Source organism: Bombilactobacillus sp. ESL1097 (assembly GCF_058107205.1).
In genome coordinates, this window is sequence record NZ_JBYLUB010000004.1 from 1 (window position 1) to 14,046 (window position 14,046).

The 14,046-nt window shown below is 32.1% G+C and carries 19 protein-coding genes; 1 reads left to right on the forward strand and 18 read right to left on the reverse strand.

Translation table 11 applies throughout. The features are described from left to right. Positions 1-335 precede the first annotated feature (335 nt). The 4 genes from AC3B6D_RS08660 to AC3B6D_RS08675 form a co-directional block, all read right to left on the reverse strand. Positions 336-683, reverse strand: a complete 348-nt coding sequence (locus AC3B6D_RS08660; protein WP_489775443.1) for a type II toxin-antitoxin system PemK/MazF family toxin — start codon at positions 681-683, stop codon at positions 336-338. A gap of 20 nt (positions 684-703) precedes the next feature. Beyond that, positions 704-973 carry an AbrB/MazE/SpoVT family DNA-binding domain-containing protein gene (locus AC3B6D_RS08665; RefSeq protein WP_489775444.1) on the reverse strand — a complete coding sequence of 90 codons (270 nt, stop codon included), beginning with the start codon at positions 971-973 and terminating at the stop codon, positions 704-706. A 313-nt stretch (positions 974-1,286) separates the two neighbouring features. Continuing rightward, complete coding sequence (locus tag AC3B6D_RS08670) at positions 1,287-1,976, reverse strand: DUF2786 domain-containing protein (protein ID WP_489775445.1); 690 nt, start codon at positions 1,974-1,976, stop codon at positions 1,287-1,289. A 59-nt stretch (positions 1,977-2,035) separates the two neighbouring features. Beyond that, positions 2,036-2,662, reverse strand: coding sequence for a hypothetical protein (locus tag AC3B6D_RS08675; protein ID WP_489775446.1), 627 nt, complete (start codon positions 2,660-2,662; stop codon positions 2,036-2,038). 223 nt (positions 2,663-2,885) lie between these two features. Here AC3B6D_RS08675 and AC3B6D_RS08680 point away from each other — a divergent pair, with 223 nt between their 5' ends. After that, positions 2,886-3,020: a hypothetical protein gene (locus tag AC3B6D_RS08680; protein WP_489775447.1), complete on the forward strand. Its 135-nt coding sequence runs from the start codon at positions 2,886-2,888 to the stop codon at positions 3,018-3,020. 1,354 nt (positions 3,021-4,374) lie between these two features. On the opposite strand, the gene AC3B6D_RS08685 is transcribed toward AC3B6D_RS08680, so the two are convergent. The 14 genes from AC3B6D_RS08685 to AC3B6D_RS08750 all read right to left on the reverse strand — a co-directional run bounded on the left by AC3B6D_RS08685 (position 4,375) and on the right by AC3B6D_RS08750 (position 14,018). Then, complete coding sequence (locus AC3B6D_RS08685; protein ID WP_489775448.1) at positions 4,375-5,577, reverse strand: helix-turn-helix domain-containing protein; 1,203 nt, start codon at positions 5,575-5,577, stop codon at positions 4,375-4,377. A gap of 13 nt (positions 5,578-5,590) precedes the next feature. After that, positions 5,591-6,463, reverse strand: coding sequence for a P63C domain-containing protein (locus AC3B6D_RS08690; RefSeq protein WP_489775449.1), 873 nt, complete (start codon positions 6,461-6,463; stop codon positions 5,591-5,593). Between the two features lie 570 nt (positions 6,464-7,033). Further along, the gene (locus AC3B6D_RS08695) at positions 7,034-7,504 is read right to left on the reverse strand and encodes an HNH endonuclease (protein ID WP_489775450.1); all 471 of its coding nucleotides are present in this window, start codon (positions 7,502-7,504) and stop codon (positions 7,034-7,036) included. 73 nt (positions 7,505-7,577) lie between these two features. Further along, positions 7,578-8,210, reverse strand: coding sequence for a KwaA family protein (locus AC3B6D_RS08700; protein WP_489775451.1), 633 nt, complete (start codon positions 8,208-8,210; stop codon positions 7,578-7,580). Between the two features lie 19 nt (positions 8,211-8,229). After that, the gene (locus AC3B6D_RS08705; protein WP_489775452.1) at positions 8,230-8,610 is read right to left on the reverse strand and encodes a hypothetical protein; all 381 of its coding nucleotides are present in this window, start codon (positions 8,608-8,610) and stop codon (positions 8,230-8,232) included. Continuing rightward, the gene (locus AC3B6D_RS08710; RefSeq protein WP_489775453.1) at positions 8,600-8,782 is read right to left on the reverse strand and encodes a hypothetical protein; all 183 of its coding nucleotides are present in this window, start codon (positions 8,780-8,782) and stop codon (positions 8,600-8,602) included. The genes AC3B6D_RS08705 and AC3B6D_RS08710 overlap by 11 nt, the downstream gene beginning before the upstream one ends. 32 nt (positions 8,783-8,814) lie before the next feature. After that, the gene (locus tag AC3B6D_RS08715) at positions 8,815-9,960 is read right to left on the reverse strand and encodes an ImmA/IrrE family metallo-endopeptidase (protein ID WP_489775454.1); all 1,146 of its coding nucleotides are present in this window, start codon (positions 9,958-9,960) and stop codon (positions 8,815-8,817) included. Between the two features lie 9 nt (positions 9,961-9,969). Then, the gene (locus AC3B6D_RS08720; protein WP_489775455.1) at positions 9,970-10,569 is read right to left on the reverse strand and encodes a hypothetical protein; all 600 of its coding nucleotides are present in this window, start codon (positions 10,567-10,569) and stop codon (positions 9,970-9,972) included. A gap of 252 nt (positions 10,570-10,821) precedes the next feature. Beyond that, entirely contained in the window at positions 10,822-11,742 is a 921-nt protein-coding gene (gene dnaI, locus AC3B6D_RS08725; RefSeq protein WP_489775456.1) for a primosomal protein DnaI, read from the reverse strand. Positions 11,743-11,785: 43 nt separating this feature from the next. Then, positions 11,786-11,953 (reverse strand): hypothetical protein, encoded by a 168-nt coding sequence (locus tag AC3B6D_RS08730; RefSeq protein ID WP_489775457.1) that lies wholly within the window; start codon positions 11,951-11,953, stop codon positions 11,786-11,788. A gap of 37 nt (positions 11,954-11,990) precedes the next feature. Then, complete coding sequence (locus tag AC3B6D_RS08735) at positions 11,991-12,212, reverse strand: hypothetical protein (RefSeq protein ID WP_489775458.1); 222 nt, start codon at positions 12,210-12,212, stop codon at positions 11,991-11,993. A gap of 84 nt (positions 12,213-12,296) precedes the next feature. Then, positions 12,297-12,758 carry a hypothetical protein gene (locus AC3B6D_RS08740; RefSeq protein WP_489775459.1) on the reverse strand — a complete coding sequence of 154 codons (462 nt, stop codon included), beginning with the start codon at positions 12,756-12,758 and terminating at the stop codon, positions 12,297-12,299. Between the two features lie 28 nt (positions 12,759-12,786). Further along, positions 12,787-13,377: a DUF3850 domain-containing protein gene (locus tag AC3B6D_RS08745; protein WP_489775460.1), complete on the reverse strand. Its 591-nt coding sequence runs from the start codon at positions 13,375-13,377 to the stop codon at positions 12,787-12,789. Beyond that, positions 13,374-14,018 (reverse strand): hypothetical protein, encoded by a 645-nt coding sequence (locus AC3B6D_RS08750; RefSeq protein ID WP_489775461.1) that lies wholly within the window; start codon positions 14,016-14,018, stop codon positions 13,374-13,376. The genes AC3B6D_RS08745 and AC3B6D_RS08750 overlap by 4 nt, the downstream gene beginning before the upstream one ends. Between the last annotated feature and the right edge of the window lie 28 nt (positions 14,019-14,046).

Consider the following 14,046-nt stretch of genomic DNA (forward strand, 5'->3'; position numbering starts at 1 on the left):
TAGCTCATAGGACTCTGTACGTGGGTATTATTTTGACACCTATTTTACTAATTATTTTACTGGTACTATTTTGACACTGCACATATTCGTCCTATTTCGCTATCAATTTTCAACATTTTTTTAAATTTTCCATTCAATTTTTATTACTCTTTCAAGTGGTTCAGGCGCAAGCGCCTAAATTCGCTCTAAAACCACCGTCATTTGATTTTTACTTGTTCTAATGTAATTATTCGTATTTGCAATTTAAACGGCTTAAATGCGCCATTTTTTAAGCTAAATAAAAAGCCTGCTATAAATTAGCAAGCCTTTCGTTGATAATTCTTACCATTTTTTACTTAAAACATGTCGGAAACAACACTAGAAACTTGCTCTCTAAGTTCTTCAGGCAAGTGATATAGTGCTTGAGAATGATTTCTAGCACTCAAATCTAAAGTTCTAACATGTTGTAGCAAAATAGTACCTTTTACATATTCATTTTGAGGTAATTCCAAATAAAATGGGCTATTTCTAAAGTAAAATTTTTGGTATTTTGGGGAACTTGATATTGGTGCTATTACGACAGTATTAAAATAATCATTATACAGATTATTACTTACTATAACGCAAGGTCTTGTTTTTCCCTGTTCGTGTCCTTTTACCGGATCTAGGTTAACAAACAACACGTCGCCTTGATGACAATTCATCTATCATTTAACTCCTTTAATTAATCTAAGATTTCTTCTCCAACGTCATTTCCCCAATCCACTTCAGAAGTTCCATAATTCATCGGAATATTACTTAACTCTCGTGCTTCTTTTTCTAAACTCCAAGTATCCTTACGCTCTTTTTCCAGCTTAATTTCATTGCCATCTACTTTAAATACAATTTCCGAATTAGCACTAACATTTAACAAATCTCTGATTACTTTAGGGACGGTGACTTGTCCTTTTTCACTTACCTTAGCTTTAGCTTCTAACGGCATCTTGTTAGCCATCTTCAAATTTCTCCTTTCATTTTCCTACATTTATTATACCATAAATTCATACTTTTTCTTTACTTTTTCTTTACTTTTTCTTTACTTTTTCTTTACTTTTTCTTTACTTCTGCATTACTTTCTTCAGTAACATGATACTTCTACTTTAAATATACGGTTTTCTAAATACGGTTTAAAATAGCCGTCATTCAATTCTTATTTCTTAATATGCAATTACACTCATTTATAATTTAAATAGCTAAAACCCGCCATTTTTCAAGTTAAATAAAAAGCCTGCCACTTTTAGGTGACAAACTTTACATAGTTATTCATTCTAATCAATCGAACTCTGGGTCAAATCTGTTTGGTAACCTGCTTTCTTTCCGCCGGCGTATGCTACTGCGTTTTTGACGTTTGGATCAATTCTATGCTCTTTAACATCCTTATTCTCGTCAAAATCACTTTGAACATTTTTATCAACTTTAATCATCAATTCAAACTTACTTGACTGTTCCTTAAAGCGCTTGTTCAAACCAGACAAGAACCCAATCAAATAGCTATTCTTAACTGCCATTGTTGTAGCACGATTGCGGGTTATTCCAGATTCAGCATAATATTCATCAGTGAATCTTTTAACTCTATACAGCATGATATTAACAGCCAATTGATACATACTTTTAGCCAATTCAACATCTTGTTCATATCCAAAATAAATTAAGCTAGTGTTGTAGCCAACTTTATGGTAGTAACTAATAACTTTAAAATTATCAGCTATCAAATTAGCTAATAGTTTTTTCCAGACGCTAACTCTCATGCCGCCATCAATAACAGTTTCAACAATTTTCTTAACATCTTGTTCAAGATCAGCTCCATCAACTTCTGATTTATCAATATTGTATTTAACCATTAATTTTTGCGCCATAAGAAAAGCCGACTGGCTTTCGTCATCTTGCTTCTGGTCTTTAGCAATCGCCAACAGTCCCTTAATTTTACTTACGATTTTATCATTTTTTGAATACTTCATTTTTCCTGCTCCCTTATTATTCGTTAAATTGAATTGCTAATTCGTTTTGAATTAATTATCTATTTTCTTGCTGCTTGAAACTGTTTTTGAACTGCTGCCAAGTAATCTAAAATGTCTTGAGAGTTCAAGTTATTCTTGGTTCTCTGTTGATACTCAACGTTCAACTTTTCCAACGTATTTAAAGCATTAAATTGACTATCGTTTAGATTACGTTCTGGAATATCTTGCGTAACTTTAAGAAACTCTCTCAAACTAATGCTGCTCATTGAACCATCAAAAAAATCAATCGTTGCTTTTCGAAACTCTGGTGCAAACAGATCAGTTAGTTGTCCTTGAGAATTAACCGTGTAAGTTACTAATCCAAATACTCCGACTTTGCTTTCAATAAAACTAACCACGTCTTGAATTGACTGTTCCGTAATAGCCAATGCAACTTCTTGACTGGCGGCGCTTGAAGCTATGCCGATTTTGAATTTCTTTAAACTATCTGGTGTATCAGAAACTCCTTCAATAAATTCCATACTTTGTTCAAGAGTCCCCCAATTACATACGCCAACCATCTTTGAAGTATTAGCAATATCTTGTAACACTAAATTGTTAAATTCTTGATTGTATTCGAACAAAGTTCCTGCTACATATTCTCTATCTAGTTTTACGGCTGTTGCCATCATAATTTTCTTAGTCATAATCTCAATTCTCCATTTTCTGCTTGTGTTTTATTGTTTTTATTGTTTGTTTGAATTACTTTTCATAAGGTTCATTCCAAAGCTATCAAGGGTAATCAAATAGCAAGTTCATACAAAAACTATTCAAATTAACACCACCTTTCAGTTGCTAATCAGTTGCCCGCCACGCCATGCCAAAAAGCTTTTTTCGCTTTTGACGCAAAGCATTAAACCACCAAAGAGGGTGATTGCAAGTGTTGCGCTAGCGCAAGGTTCAGTTTTTGGTGCAGCCAAAAAGTTAACCGGCACTTGCAATCACTTGGAACCCGTTGCTGGCTTTGCTTTAGGCGCGTTAGCGTGGTTCCTGAAGCAAAGATAGGCTACGGGTTCCCTTTGGTGGTTAAAGCCCAACCGCTAGGGTGGGCGTATGCGGGGCGCAAAAGTGAAAAAATGTGGGTTATGAACTTGCTTTTGAACTTGGGTTTGGGTTGATGTCCTGATTAGAATAGGAGCTTTTTTGCGTTTGAGTTTGCATTAAACAGTTAAAGAAAAAAATTGCAACGTGGGGCGCTCTAGCGCCTAGAATTAGTCTTTGTCTTGCAAAAAAGACTAATTCGCCACTTGTAATTTATTTAGAAGCTGTTGATGTCCGTATTTTCCGTATTTGCGGGTTTCAAATAAGGATATTTACAGCTTCTCTTTAACTATTTAGCCCGCTGTAGCGGGGGCGTAATGCTTACTCAATGCAAAAAAGGATACTTAAACTAATGAAGCAGCAAAGTTCGACAACTCGGTGATGCAAGCGGGGTGATGCTAGTAAGCCAACAAATGCTGGCTAAAAATAACAACAGAAAGCAAAACTATATGTACTGGAGCAAGCTAAAACTAAATAACAGAAAAAACCAAAGATAGTAAATTCGGCATTGTTGATGTCTTTTGTTGCGTTGATGCTAGCTAGTTAATGTACGTAAACTAAACAATAATATTGGCTAAGCGGGTGAGAAGCTTCGACTTAATGTCGGGCTTTTTCATTTGGAATTAATTAGCTTGATTGCTTTATATTTACGAACATTATTTTTTGGCCAGCATTAAATTGTTAGCTTTTATATTTTTAAATAGCCTTGCCCAAACTTAAAATCTACGTTATTTAACGTATTTTGCTAACATTTATCATCTCCTACTAAATTGTTAAAATATTTAGTTGCCACGCCAGAACCAAAAGAGCAGTTTTTTCAAAAAAATCACCTGGCACTTGCATTCTGCTAGCTGCTCTTTTGTGATTAAAGCCCAACCAACAGGTTGGGCACTGCGTGGCGAAAAAGCAAAAATGATTGAACTGTTATTGCTGATGAAATGAAACTTATACTAAAAAAACCGCATGATCCTTTTAACGAAGGACATGCGGTTTATATGAATCTTTAACATTAACTTTGAGTACTATTATCAGCAAAGGAACCATGGTTCCTACTTTGAAATCAAATCAACCTTTGCTTTCTTTTCGGAACTTCATATAATTTCTTAGAACTCTCGCCGATTCCAGTATGCGATTTTTTAGGACTCTTAGAGGTTCCAGCCACATTACACCAAACACTGATTGAAAGCTAAGTTCAAATACATAGGATACTAACCAAATACTGCAAACTATGCATAATATAAAAATAAGAATAGTAATTAAAACAAACAATATATTTTGAATCAGCATCAACACGATTACCTCTTTTTAGATAACACACCTAATCCAACTTCATCTCAACGACATTATTTCTAACGTCATTCGAAAAAACTTTATGATTATTTGAAATACCACATATTGACTCTATTAAACTTATTGGATACTTTATTCCATAATTTTTCTGTATTTGATCAGCAATTTCATTTAAATTCAATACATCATTATTTTGTAAAATCATTACAGCTTGGTTTAAAGTGGCTGGTTGAATCATTTTAAAGTCTGGATCCTTTTCGTATTCCTCAATACCTTTGTTGCTCTTTTTATACTCATCTAATTGCGACATTAATTGAGTTAGGGTACTTTGTGTACTAAATTGAAAACTTCTAGAACGCAAAATAATTTTTTCAGCTGATACTTTCCATTTCTGCTTCATACGAAAGACATCATCTATTGACCTAATATTGTTCATCTCTTTTTGAACTTGAGTAGTCGGTGGTAATAACAAAGCATCTGCAAACTCCTCTGCTTGTTTTCTTAAGTCAAATAGCTCCATGCTATCTAATTCTAAAGGATTGTAATTTCCCATATGCAAGAGCATGTGTCCTAGACCTTTTGATAAAGCCCATTGCTGATCAAAAACTGAAATATTTGAGCCAGTGGCAAGTAAGTAATACTTGACTTTATTACCCAAATTAATATCTTGAACTGATCTACATGTCGCCATTCCTGAAGTATCTTTATATGGATTACTTATCCAAGATGGTAAGGTAACTACTAAGTAACCGTTATGCTGTAACTTGTACAGTAAATTATCAGCAGGATCTGAGCCTAATCCCCATTCCATTCTTAAAGCCATTGCAGCGTCAACTGGTTTCATTTCTGATAAGTAACCAAGGTCACTATTTAAGCTTGAAAAGTTTAAGTAGTTTTCGAAATAGTCTCTCAGTATACAGACTACTTTTAAGTAGAAATCAACAGGTGCCTTTACTGAAGCAACATCAACATTATTATTGGAACTATAAAATGTACTCTCATCATTGACGATCACTTTGTCAGTTCCATAAAAGAAATCCTTATCTAACCCAAGTTCTTTCATTAGCACAAATATTTTGTCCTCGTTGGGCATCAAAATATCATTCTCGTACTGACTCAATATCTTATTTGAAACTGATAGAAGACTTGCTAATTCACTAATTGTCATTCCTTTGTAATGCCTAGCTTCTGTTAACCTTTTTCCATTAAATAAACCATTGTTTTTCGACATTTCATTCATCCAATTAACAATTCTTTCTCTCTAACTCTTTGGCAAATACTTTTTTAAACTTCTTATCGAAATCTTCCTTGTTATCAGATAATTGCATAACACCTATTAGTTTAGCCAAATGCTGATCAAGTTGTGGTAGCCCTATATTTTCCGTTAAAAATTGAAAGTTTATGTGTCCCCCATAGACCGTACCATTTGAAGATGTAGTTAAAGGAGTCTTCTTTCTTATTTCTTCCACTACTTCATAAGAAAATATGCCATATAAATACTTATTAGTAAAATAACCTATCAATTGAGGGTATTTTGTATTTGTAGGATCAAATGTTTCTAAAATACCATATAATCTATATATTTCCTCATAATATTCTTTTGGGAAATATGGCATATATTTCAGTAAATCTTCCGAAACATATGATTGTAATAATTGTAAAAGAGCCTGGCTTTCACGATCGTACTGATAGTCAGTAGCTTCATCAATTAAAGCCACCATACCTACTTTAGCCAAAGATCTAACGATTATTAAAGACTTTATATACACTTTTTCTTGTGTTTTAGTTAATGAACCTTTTTCGTGTGCTTCTATATATAAATCAGCTATTTCTGGAATCACCGATACATCATATGCTTCTGATATTTTACCATTTTTAGCTTTATATTTAATTGGAAGAAGCTTTTGTCTCAAGTCTTCTGAAATAAACTGAATTAAATTTTCTGCACCTATGAAAGCCGGATAATCAGATAATAATTTACTTCCTCTTTTTGATCCACCCACAGCCCTAAATACATTAGATGCCGTAACTAGTCGTTTACCACTTTTAGTTACCATACAGTTTAAAATAACATTACCTAATTCTACTTTTCTTAAATGTGTGATTATTTCAACCATTTTAATCTCCTTATAAGGATAATAGCTACATTATAGGTATAATTTTTTCCGTATTACCAATATTCGGATAAAGCTTTGCATCATTAGAAACTAAAACACCATAGAAAAGATGATAATCAAATAAACTAACTATTAATAGTAAACTATTATTGGATAAGATCTTTGGAGCTATTTGATGCATATGATAATTGTTTGGTAATTTGTATCTCAATAAATTGGTATATTCATTGCAATTAGGTGTATCTATATTGCTAACATACTTAGAAAGATCAACTTCAATATTCTGATTCTTCTTTATTCTATTCTTACTCAAATTTAAAATATCTCTAAATTTACGACCGATAGGATCATCAAAATAAGATTCATAACATTCGTTCATAAATTCATATGCAATTTTCAAAATTTCTAAAGGAATTGTTGAAAAATCTGTTTGGAATTCTAAATAGATTTGATGTTCATCTTTTTTGTTTTTGTCTACTTTTATATGTCCCTCATTACGTCCTTTATTAAAAATTTCATTAGCCTGTTTACAAATTTGCTCCTTTGAAGTGCCTTTTGGATAATTTTTTTTTAATATTCTACATAATTTTTTTTATATTCTTTCTCCGCTGTTGGTTCATCTTTTGCATTAACACTAATATGCTGAATATCTTTTCCTTTTACTTCAGTAACAATTTTCGGATCACTATTTTTATCAAGCATATACCTATGAATAACAGTAGGCTTTTTTAACGAATTATTTTCATTAGTAAGTTCAGTAAGTTCGCTTTTATCAACGGTTACAAATTGATCAATAATAGGAGGTACTTTTCCTTTATGTCCTTTTAAGAAAAATTTTTGTCTATATTGAAGAATTTTCCTGTCATTATTAAAATTTCCATCAATTGTTTCACCAAATTGATTATTACATTCCCTGCAAACCTTATGAGTAATCAATGAACCATCTTTTCCAGGGCCACTAATAGCTTTAGGAATAATATGCTCCAAACTTGGGTCTTTTTCTTGTCCACAGAAAATACATTTAATTTTAGGTATAATCATTTAGCCTCCTATAATTAACAAAAAAATTCAGAAATCGTTTACTACGATTAGTATACAATATTCTCCGGACGAATTATTTACACTCATCTTCTCCGTAAAAGAGAACTCCTACTGTATTGTCAAAGCCAATATCTCCTAACTCAATCGCTAAAACTTCATCATCGCCATCGCCTAATTTCAACATATTGTCTATATCTTTAGTTTTTCCAAAAACATATTTGATTCCTGTCTCAGATTGAACATCAAAGAGTGAATATCCCAGCATAACCATAGCAATGTTTGGATATGCATCAGATGAATTTGAGTAAGTTAAATAAGCTAATATTTGAAATGTAATTAACAACGTTATTATTGAAAGAGGTCTTTCATCTACCAAGAATACACATATCATTGGTATCATGTACATTGATATATTCTTAATATAACCTGAATTATAAGTCCTTTTTAGTTTGCACTTTGTTGTCCCCAATGTCTTTGAAAATTTAAGTGTACCTTTAATAGCTAATATAGCCTCAAATAGTGCGGCTATTGAAGCTACAAATAGAATGATTGCTACGCAAAACGTAATATTCCATCCAGAATTTCCCAGCTTGGAATTATTTTCAAGATACGATAAACCCATATACAAAACTAGACAAAGATAAAGTGGAAGATAGGACGATAAATAATAGCATTGTCTAAACATCCTTTTTGACGATCTAAACATATAATGTAACGCCTCCCAGCTATTTTTTCTTACGTTGTTTTTCTAAAATGTAATCAACAAATACAGAAAATGCAGACAACACCAGTAGAATTAAAGTAACCATTATTCCATAAACTGAATGAATTACTCTTTCTGCAATAAGATCAAAAACAGCCGCTGCAAATAGAAGTGCTGTACTCCAAGAATTCAGAATCATCCTTGTTTTATTAGAAATTGCCTTGAATTTTGGTAAGTCAATACAAATCAAGGAAATAACCACAAATATCGTACCCATTAAATAAAAAATCATTGAAGAGTAAGTTCCATCAACATCTAGAATTTCGTGAACCAAAAAGTAAATATTAAGTACCAATATCAGTACTTGTATTAAATAAGTTAATTTCACAAATTTATGACTCATTATTTATTCCTCCATCCTTTGCATCCAATTTATCAGCAATATCTATCAACGTATTCAAAGACTTAACATAAGCTTCCTTCTTTTGCTGACTCATCTTTTCAAGAGGTGGTAAGTCAAACCAAGTACCTAATATTTCTTGTCTTTCATCATCTTGAGATTGTTCCATATTCATCTTCCCGTTACTCCCTCCAAGCGTTAAATCAATCAAAATTTATCAATCAAACTCTTAACGTTATTAAATTCAACCATCAGTTCTTCAGTAAATCCAAATAGTTCTTGAAAGAATTCTTTTTCGACCATAAATTCATCAACAAATTGATTGAAAGGCATAATACATACATTGATCATTTTCATGAGTGCTTGTATTTTTCTATTCTTAATAACAGGAATCTCTGAGTCTAATGGCTCACTGTGTGTGTAATTCTTTTCTTTCATATTAGTCCAACACTTATAGTGATCATCATTACTGATCAAACCTATATCAAACAGTCTGCGCTCAATATTTGCTATTGAAACCCGATACAGCTTCTTTCCAATATCATATTGGTCAGGATCAGTATAATCGGATATTGTCAGTGTTATTCCTTGCATTTGCTTTCTTGGAATTAAAACTGCTCTTGCAAAATCATCAGCCTCTTGATCATAAGATCTTAAATCATCTCTTGATAAAACACCAAAATTAACGTCTGAATGAAGTATCAAATGTCCTAATTCGTGTGCAACCTCAAATGCTATCTGGACAGAACTCTTATTTTTAGTGTCTAGAACGATCCATGGACGTTTTAAGGTATTATCTTGTTTTCTAGTCCAAACGCTATAAGTTCCAATATTTTCATCTTGTTGATCCAAAACATACACGCCTGCTCTTTCTACATACATCAAAAAATATCTATTTTGAGATATTTCAAATAATTTTCTGATCATTTCTGCAGTTAGCTCAATTACTTCTTTACGATCGGTTTGTTGAATTTCTATCTTTTTACGTTCTTGCAATGCAGTTTGAAAAACAATAGTCGGTATATTAAAGAAAGATTCACCTGTTTGAACTATAGAATCAGCAAAATTCAACCTCATTGATTCCCTATGACTCTGTAAGCGATTCTCTCTATTAATTACTCTGAAAGACATAAAATCTTCAGGAACAGTTTTTTGAACAAAGGATTTACTAAATAAGAAGCCATTCTTAATTTTGAATAGCTTAATTATTTTAAGTATTTCTGACATATTAGGAGTAGCAACATCCCCCTCATACAGCCTAACAGTTGCTTCTGGAACGTTTAAAATATCTCCCAACTCTTTTACAGACAATCCTTTAAACTCTCTCAAAAGCTTTATATTTTCTCCATACATGTGAATTACTTATCCTCCTGCATCATTATTACTGTTTTTAACCACATTCTTTTGACTATATATCATGTAGAAACCTATCGCTAAGATTATTAAAAAAGCAAAGGTTGCTATGATCAGCAATGGCACACTAACTAATTTTCTTACCATTCCATGAGAAACTCCCTGATTTAAATAAATAGTACCGTAAATTATAAGTACTTGAACAAGAGCGTGAAGTAAAGTTGCTAACGTTCCAATTACACCTACAGCAGATAAGCAATACCCAAATAATCTTTTACCATTTTTACCAACAGCATTGTACTTGTTAGACACAAACTCTTTATCATAAATTACATTTTCTTTAGATCTTTTATCAGTACTTTCTATTGCTTGTCTCAATGGAAAAGATGCCAAAATACATAAAATTGCAGAACCTATCAAACCAACTAATCCTTGCATCAGATTTAAAGCCACATCCGATCCATTGGTTAATAACAAAATTTTAAAAACTAAATAGAAACAGTACAATGCTGAACATAAAATTAACAGTGTCCCCAATATAGAAACAAACTTGCTGATTTTCAATAAACCCTGATCATTATTTTCGGGTACGAATTTCTTAAGGTTCAAATTAGTAACCTCCCTTTTGAATTTTTACCGAAAATACTAGTGTTTTCTGCCGCCTATCTTAACATCACTAATAATTCTTCTTTATTCACTTACTTTTCTTTTTCAAAAAAACATTTTTAATGTGTTCCTTACACTCCAAGGAATCTGTTTTCTCCTTTAAAAGACTAATATACGGATTGAGATTTTAAAGTTAGTCACTGTAATTTGATAGCCTTTGTTTAGACATACTTTCTATTCCCTTTATTTAAATAATCAATAACTACCTTTTAATCGTCTGTTGTCTCCCACCATTATTACTTCATCTGATAAATACTTAATTCGTTCCATGATTCTAGCAGCTTTGATTGGTTCAACGTCTCCACGTTGATTAACGGATAAATGTTTTTGAAGATCATTCATTTTAAAGTTAGAAGAAAAGAACGTCGTCAGCTGTTCTTGCATTCTGTACTGAAGAATAACACCTAATACTTCATCACGAATCCATGAACTCAATGATTCTGCACCAACATCATCCAACATCAATACTGGTACAGTTTTAATCTCGTCAATCTTCTTCATTACAGAATTATCACCAATTGCACTTTTCATTTGAACAGCAAAAGTTGGAAAGTGCATCATCAAAACCTGAGTATGATTTCTAACTAGTTCATTAGCGATTGCTCCTAACAAGTAAGTTTTGCCAATTCCAAAGTCTCCAGCTAAGTAAAGTCCGGGAACGAACTCATCGTTCTTGGAAAAATTCAGAATAAATTTCATGGCTGCCATTAAAGCCGACTGTCTTTTCTTAGATCCTTTACCAAAGTCTTCTAAACTAGCCGTTCTTATATCACTGGCCATGTTCATTAACTGAAATTCTTGCTGATACTGCTGCTGTTTTTGTTTGGCAATTCTACTTTCATCTGGAACATATGCTACATAAATCATCTCATTCTTAAATTCAAGCTTAGGAACATATCCTTGAGTCATCTTTTTAGTAGCTTTTTTAGCTTGAACATATTCATAAATTTCTGGCGCGGCATTAGCTATAATTGTTTTGTTCAATTTATCTTTATTAGTTCTTACAAAATATTGCACATCAGGATCATTCATCGCATTAACTAAAAGTTCTCTATATCGGACATCAACATTACGATCCTTCATAATTTTCTCAATTACTTTTCCTATTTTTTCCAATTAAATAACCCCAATATCAGTTCATTCACATTAAACACAATTCCTAAATGGCGTTATGCTTACCAGCTTTAATTTTGTTCTGAGCAGACAATTCAAAGGGTGTTTGTAAAACTTTTACGGAATTATCTTGATTATCTCTGTGTTCTTGAGAGTGCTTTTTCATTCTACGTAACTTCTTTTTAACTTCTAATCTTTTTTTCTTTCTGTGCATACCATTTCCTCCATTAACTCAGCAACTCAGCGTATAGTTAATATTTATTAATACGTGGTTGTTTCAATAAAATATCTTGTACTGCTGTTTCTTTAACATCATCAATATTTCTAATAACCTTTGGTACTTCTTCGCTGTAGTCTATCAAAACCCAATCGAAATGATCTGTTAAAACTAATTCGTAGCAAAATGGTTTTATTAAACAATTAATTGCCTTAGTAGAAGCTTTAGTATTATTTATAATTCCATCAATTCCCATTTTTATTCTCCTATATTAATCATTCATTTAAGCCCTTTAGCTTTAGAGCTTTTTTATTATGACCAGAAATACAAAAAGTACATCTTACTTAAAAGCGATCGATTGCAGTTGATCACAAGCAGACTTAGCTATACTTTCTAGGATTTGAGTCTTAGCGCTAATTGATACTTGCTTTTTAGATGGATTTCTAATGGTCTTTACAGTACTTTCTTTAAGATTGCAGGTTATTACTCCTACTCCACTAAAAACTAAAGTGTGATATTCAGGATCGCTCTGCAATTCTTCAAATAATCTTGAAGTTACAACTAAATAATTATAATCTCCCCAAAAACTCAAATTAGCTTTGCTGTGAAAATCGGATTTAGTTACTTTTATTTCATAGCAGCGAACAATTCCTCTATTATCAAAAGTCACAAAGTCTACCCGCTCTTTATTCGTTTCATAAACTGGATTTCTGAGAGTCACTTCGTTGCAACCATAAACACCCTTTTTTAGGGTATATTGCCTTAACATAAATTCAACTTTATTAGTTTCAATAGTTTTCATACTTTTACCTGATAATTAAATTACATTTTTAACTCAGTTGCTTTAAGGTTGAATGCTGATTAAAAAGACATCGCATCTTTTCATAAGTTCCAATTGCTAAAATATCACCATCATGGTGCTCATATTGTTCATCAGAAATTTTATTTGACCATTTGTTAATATTTGGTTCTTCTCTATAGCCAAATACTATATAATCCCCTACATTAATGATTTTCATCAATATAGAATCATCACTATCTGAAACAGCTACAATTGCAGAAACAGGCCCAGTATATTTTTTAAATCCTATATAGCCATAGCTGTATTCATCAAGAAAAGTTTCTTTAACCTTAAAAATGTAATTACTATCTTCAATCAACTTATTATGTTCTTTAACGTCATTAATTAATTTGATACCCATGACCACGTAATTATCACGTTGTTCAAAATTAGTAATATACGTAACTTTTGTTAAAGCAAAATTTCCCGTATACAAATTGTTTTTTGAATCAAATTCACGTAACTTCAAAGTATCTCCTACCTGAAAATTACGATCATTTCTCCTAATTTCAAACGTCTTTTTGCAACTCATTACATCTTCAAAGTATTTCTTATTTATTTTTAACTCATGAACAGTCATTCGTTACCTCCTAGGGTAAGTAGTTGAAATACATACTCACCACTTAATTTCAGAACTTTAGCAATCTCTACTGGCTTGAATCCTTCATCAAATAATTCATTTACTTGCTTGAATCGATACTTTCCCTCTGATGATTCAACTTCTTTTAATAAGGGAACAATGACATCTAATTGTTGCGAACGAGAAACATTTAAGGAACTCATATGACATTCTTCGATCTTCCAGCCTTTTACTCTCTTTTTCTTTAAGATGAAGTTATTAACGACCTTATCAGATGAACCTAAAAATTTTGCAATATCCTTAACGCCTTCACTGTAATAAATTTTGTCTCCTTTAATTATCATAAATTGATAATCTTTAGGTGGAATAGATCCATGCCTAAAATAGATACCCTCAATCTTTTGAACACCTGTCTTAAAGCGATTGGCTGCCTCTTTAAGAGAAGCATTATTTTTCTTAATATAAGAATTTATTTTCTGAAGTCGTAAACAACCTTTTGTCTGTTCATCTGGTGTAAAATCACTGGCAACATGTTTTTGGACAATTTCTAAACGAGGATCATCATCCGGAACATTAGATATATTGCCAAATTCGTAATCCAACTCCTTTAAAGTTGGTAAAACATCCTTAACTTTATCCATTATTCAATCACTTTCCCTTTAATAAAAT

Bases quoted from the DNA above. Each gene is read 5' to 3' on its own strand.
- AC3B6D_RS08660 (WP_489775443.1), bottom strand. From the start codon at position 683: ATGAATTGTCATCAAGGCGACGTGTTGTTTGTTAACCTAGATCCGGTA.
- AC3B6D_RS08665 (WP_489775444.1), bottom strand. From the start codon at position 973: ATGGCTAACAAGATGCCGTTAGAAGCTAAAGCTAAGGTAAGTGAAAAA.
- AC3B6D_RS08670 (WP_489775445.1), bottom strand. From the start codon at position 1,976: ATGAAGTATTCAAAAAATGATAAAATCGTAAGTAAAATTAAGGGACTG.
- AC3B6D_RS08675 (WP_489775446.1), bottom strand. From the start codon at position 2,662: ATGACTAAGAAAATTATGATGGCAACAGCCGTAAAACTAGATAGAGAA.
- AC3B6D_RS08685 (WP_489775448.1), bottom strand. From the start codon at position 5,577: ATGTCGAAAAACAATGGTTTATTTAATGGAAAAAGGTTAACAGAAGCT.
- AC3B6D_RS08690 (WP_489775449.1), bottom strand. From the start codon at position 6,463: ATGGTTGAAATAATCACACATTTAAGAAAAGTAGAATTAGGTAATGTT.
- AC3B6D_RS08695 (WP_489775450.1), bottom strand. From the start codon at position 7,504: ATGATTATACCTAAAATTAAATGTATTTTCTGTGGACAAGAAAAAGAC.
- AC3B6D_RS08700 (WP_489775451.1), bottom strand. From the start codon at position 8,210: ATGTTTAGATCGTCAAAAAGGATGTTTAGACAATGCTATTATTTATCG.
- AC3B6D_RS08705 (WP_489775452.1), bottom strand. From the start codon at position 8,610: ATGAGTCATAAATTTGTGAAATTAACTTATTTAATACAAGTACTGATA.
- AC3B6D_RS08710 (WP_489775453.1), bottom strand. From the start codon at position 8,782: ATGAATATGGAACAATCTCAAGATGATGAAAGACAAGAAATATTAGGT.
- AC3B6D_RS08715 (WP_489775454.1), bottom strand. From the start codon at position 9,960: ATGTATGGAGAAAATATAAAGCTTTTGAGAGAGTTTAAAGGATTGTCT.
- AC3B6D_RS08730 (WP_489775457.1), bottom strand. From the start codon at position 11,953: ATGCACAGAAAGAAAAAAAGATTAGAAGTTAAAAAGAAGTTACGTAGA.
- AC3B6D_RS08735 (WP_489775458.1), bottom strand. From the start codon at position 12,212: ATGGGAATTGATGGAATTATAAATAATACTAAAGCTTCTACTAAGGCA.
- AC3B6D_RS08740 (WP_489775459.1), bottom strand. From the start codon at position 12,758: ATGAAAACTATTGAAACTAATAAAGTTGAATTTATGTTAAGGCAATAT.
- AC3B6D_RS08745 (WP_489775460.1), bottom strand. From the start codon at position 13,377: ATGACTGTTCATGAGTTAAAAATAAATAAGAAATACTTTGAAGATGTA.
- AC3B6D_RS08750 (WP_489775461.1), bottom strand. From the start codon at position 14,018: ATGGATAAAGTTAAGGATGTTTTACCAACTTTAAAGGAGTTGGATTAC.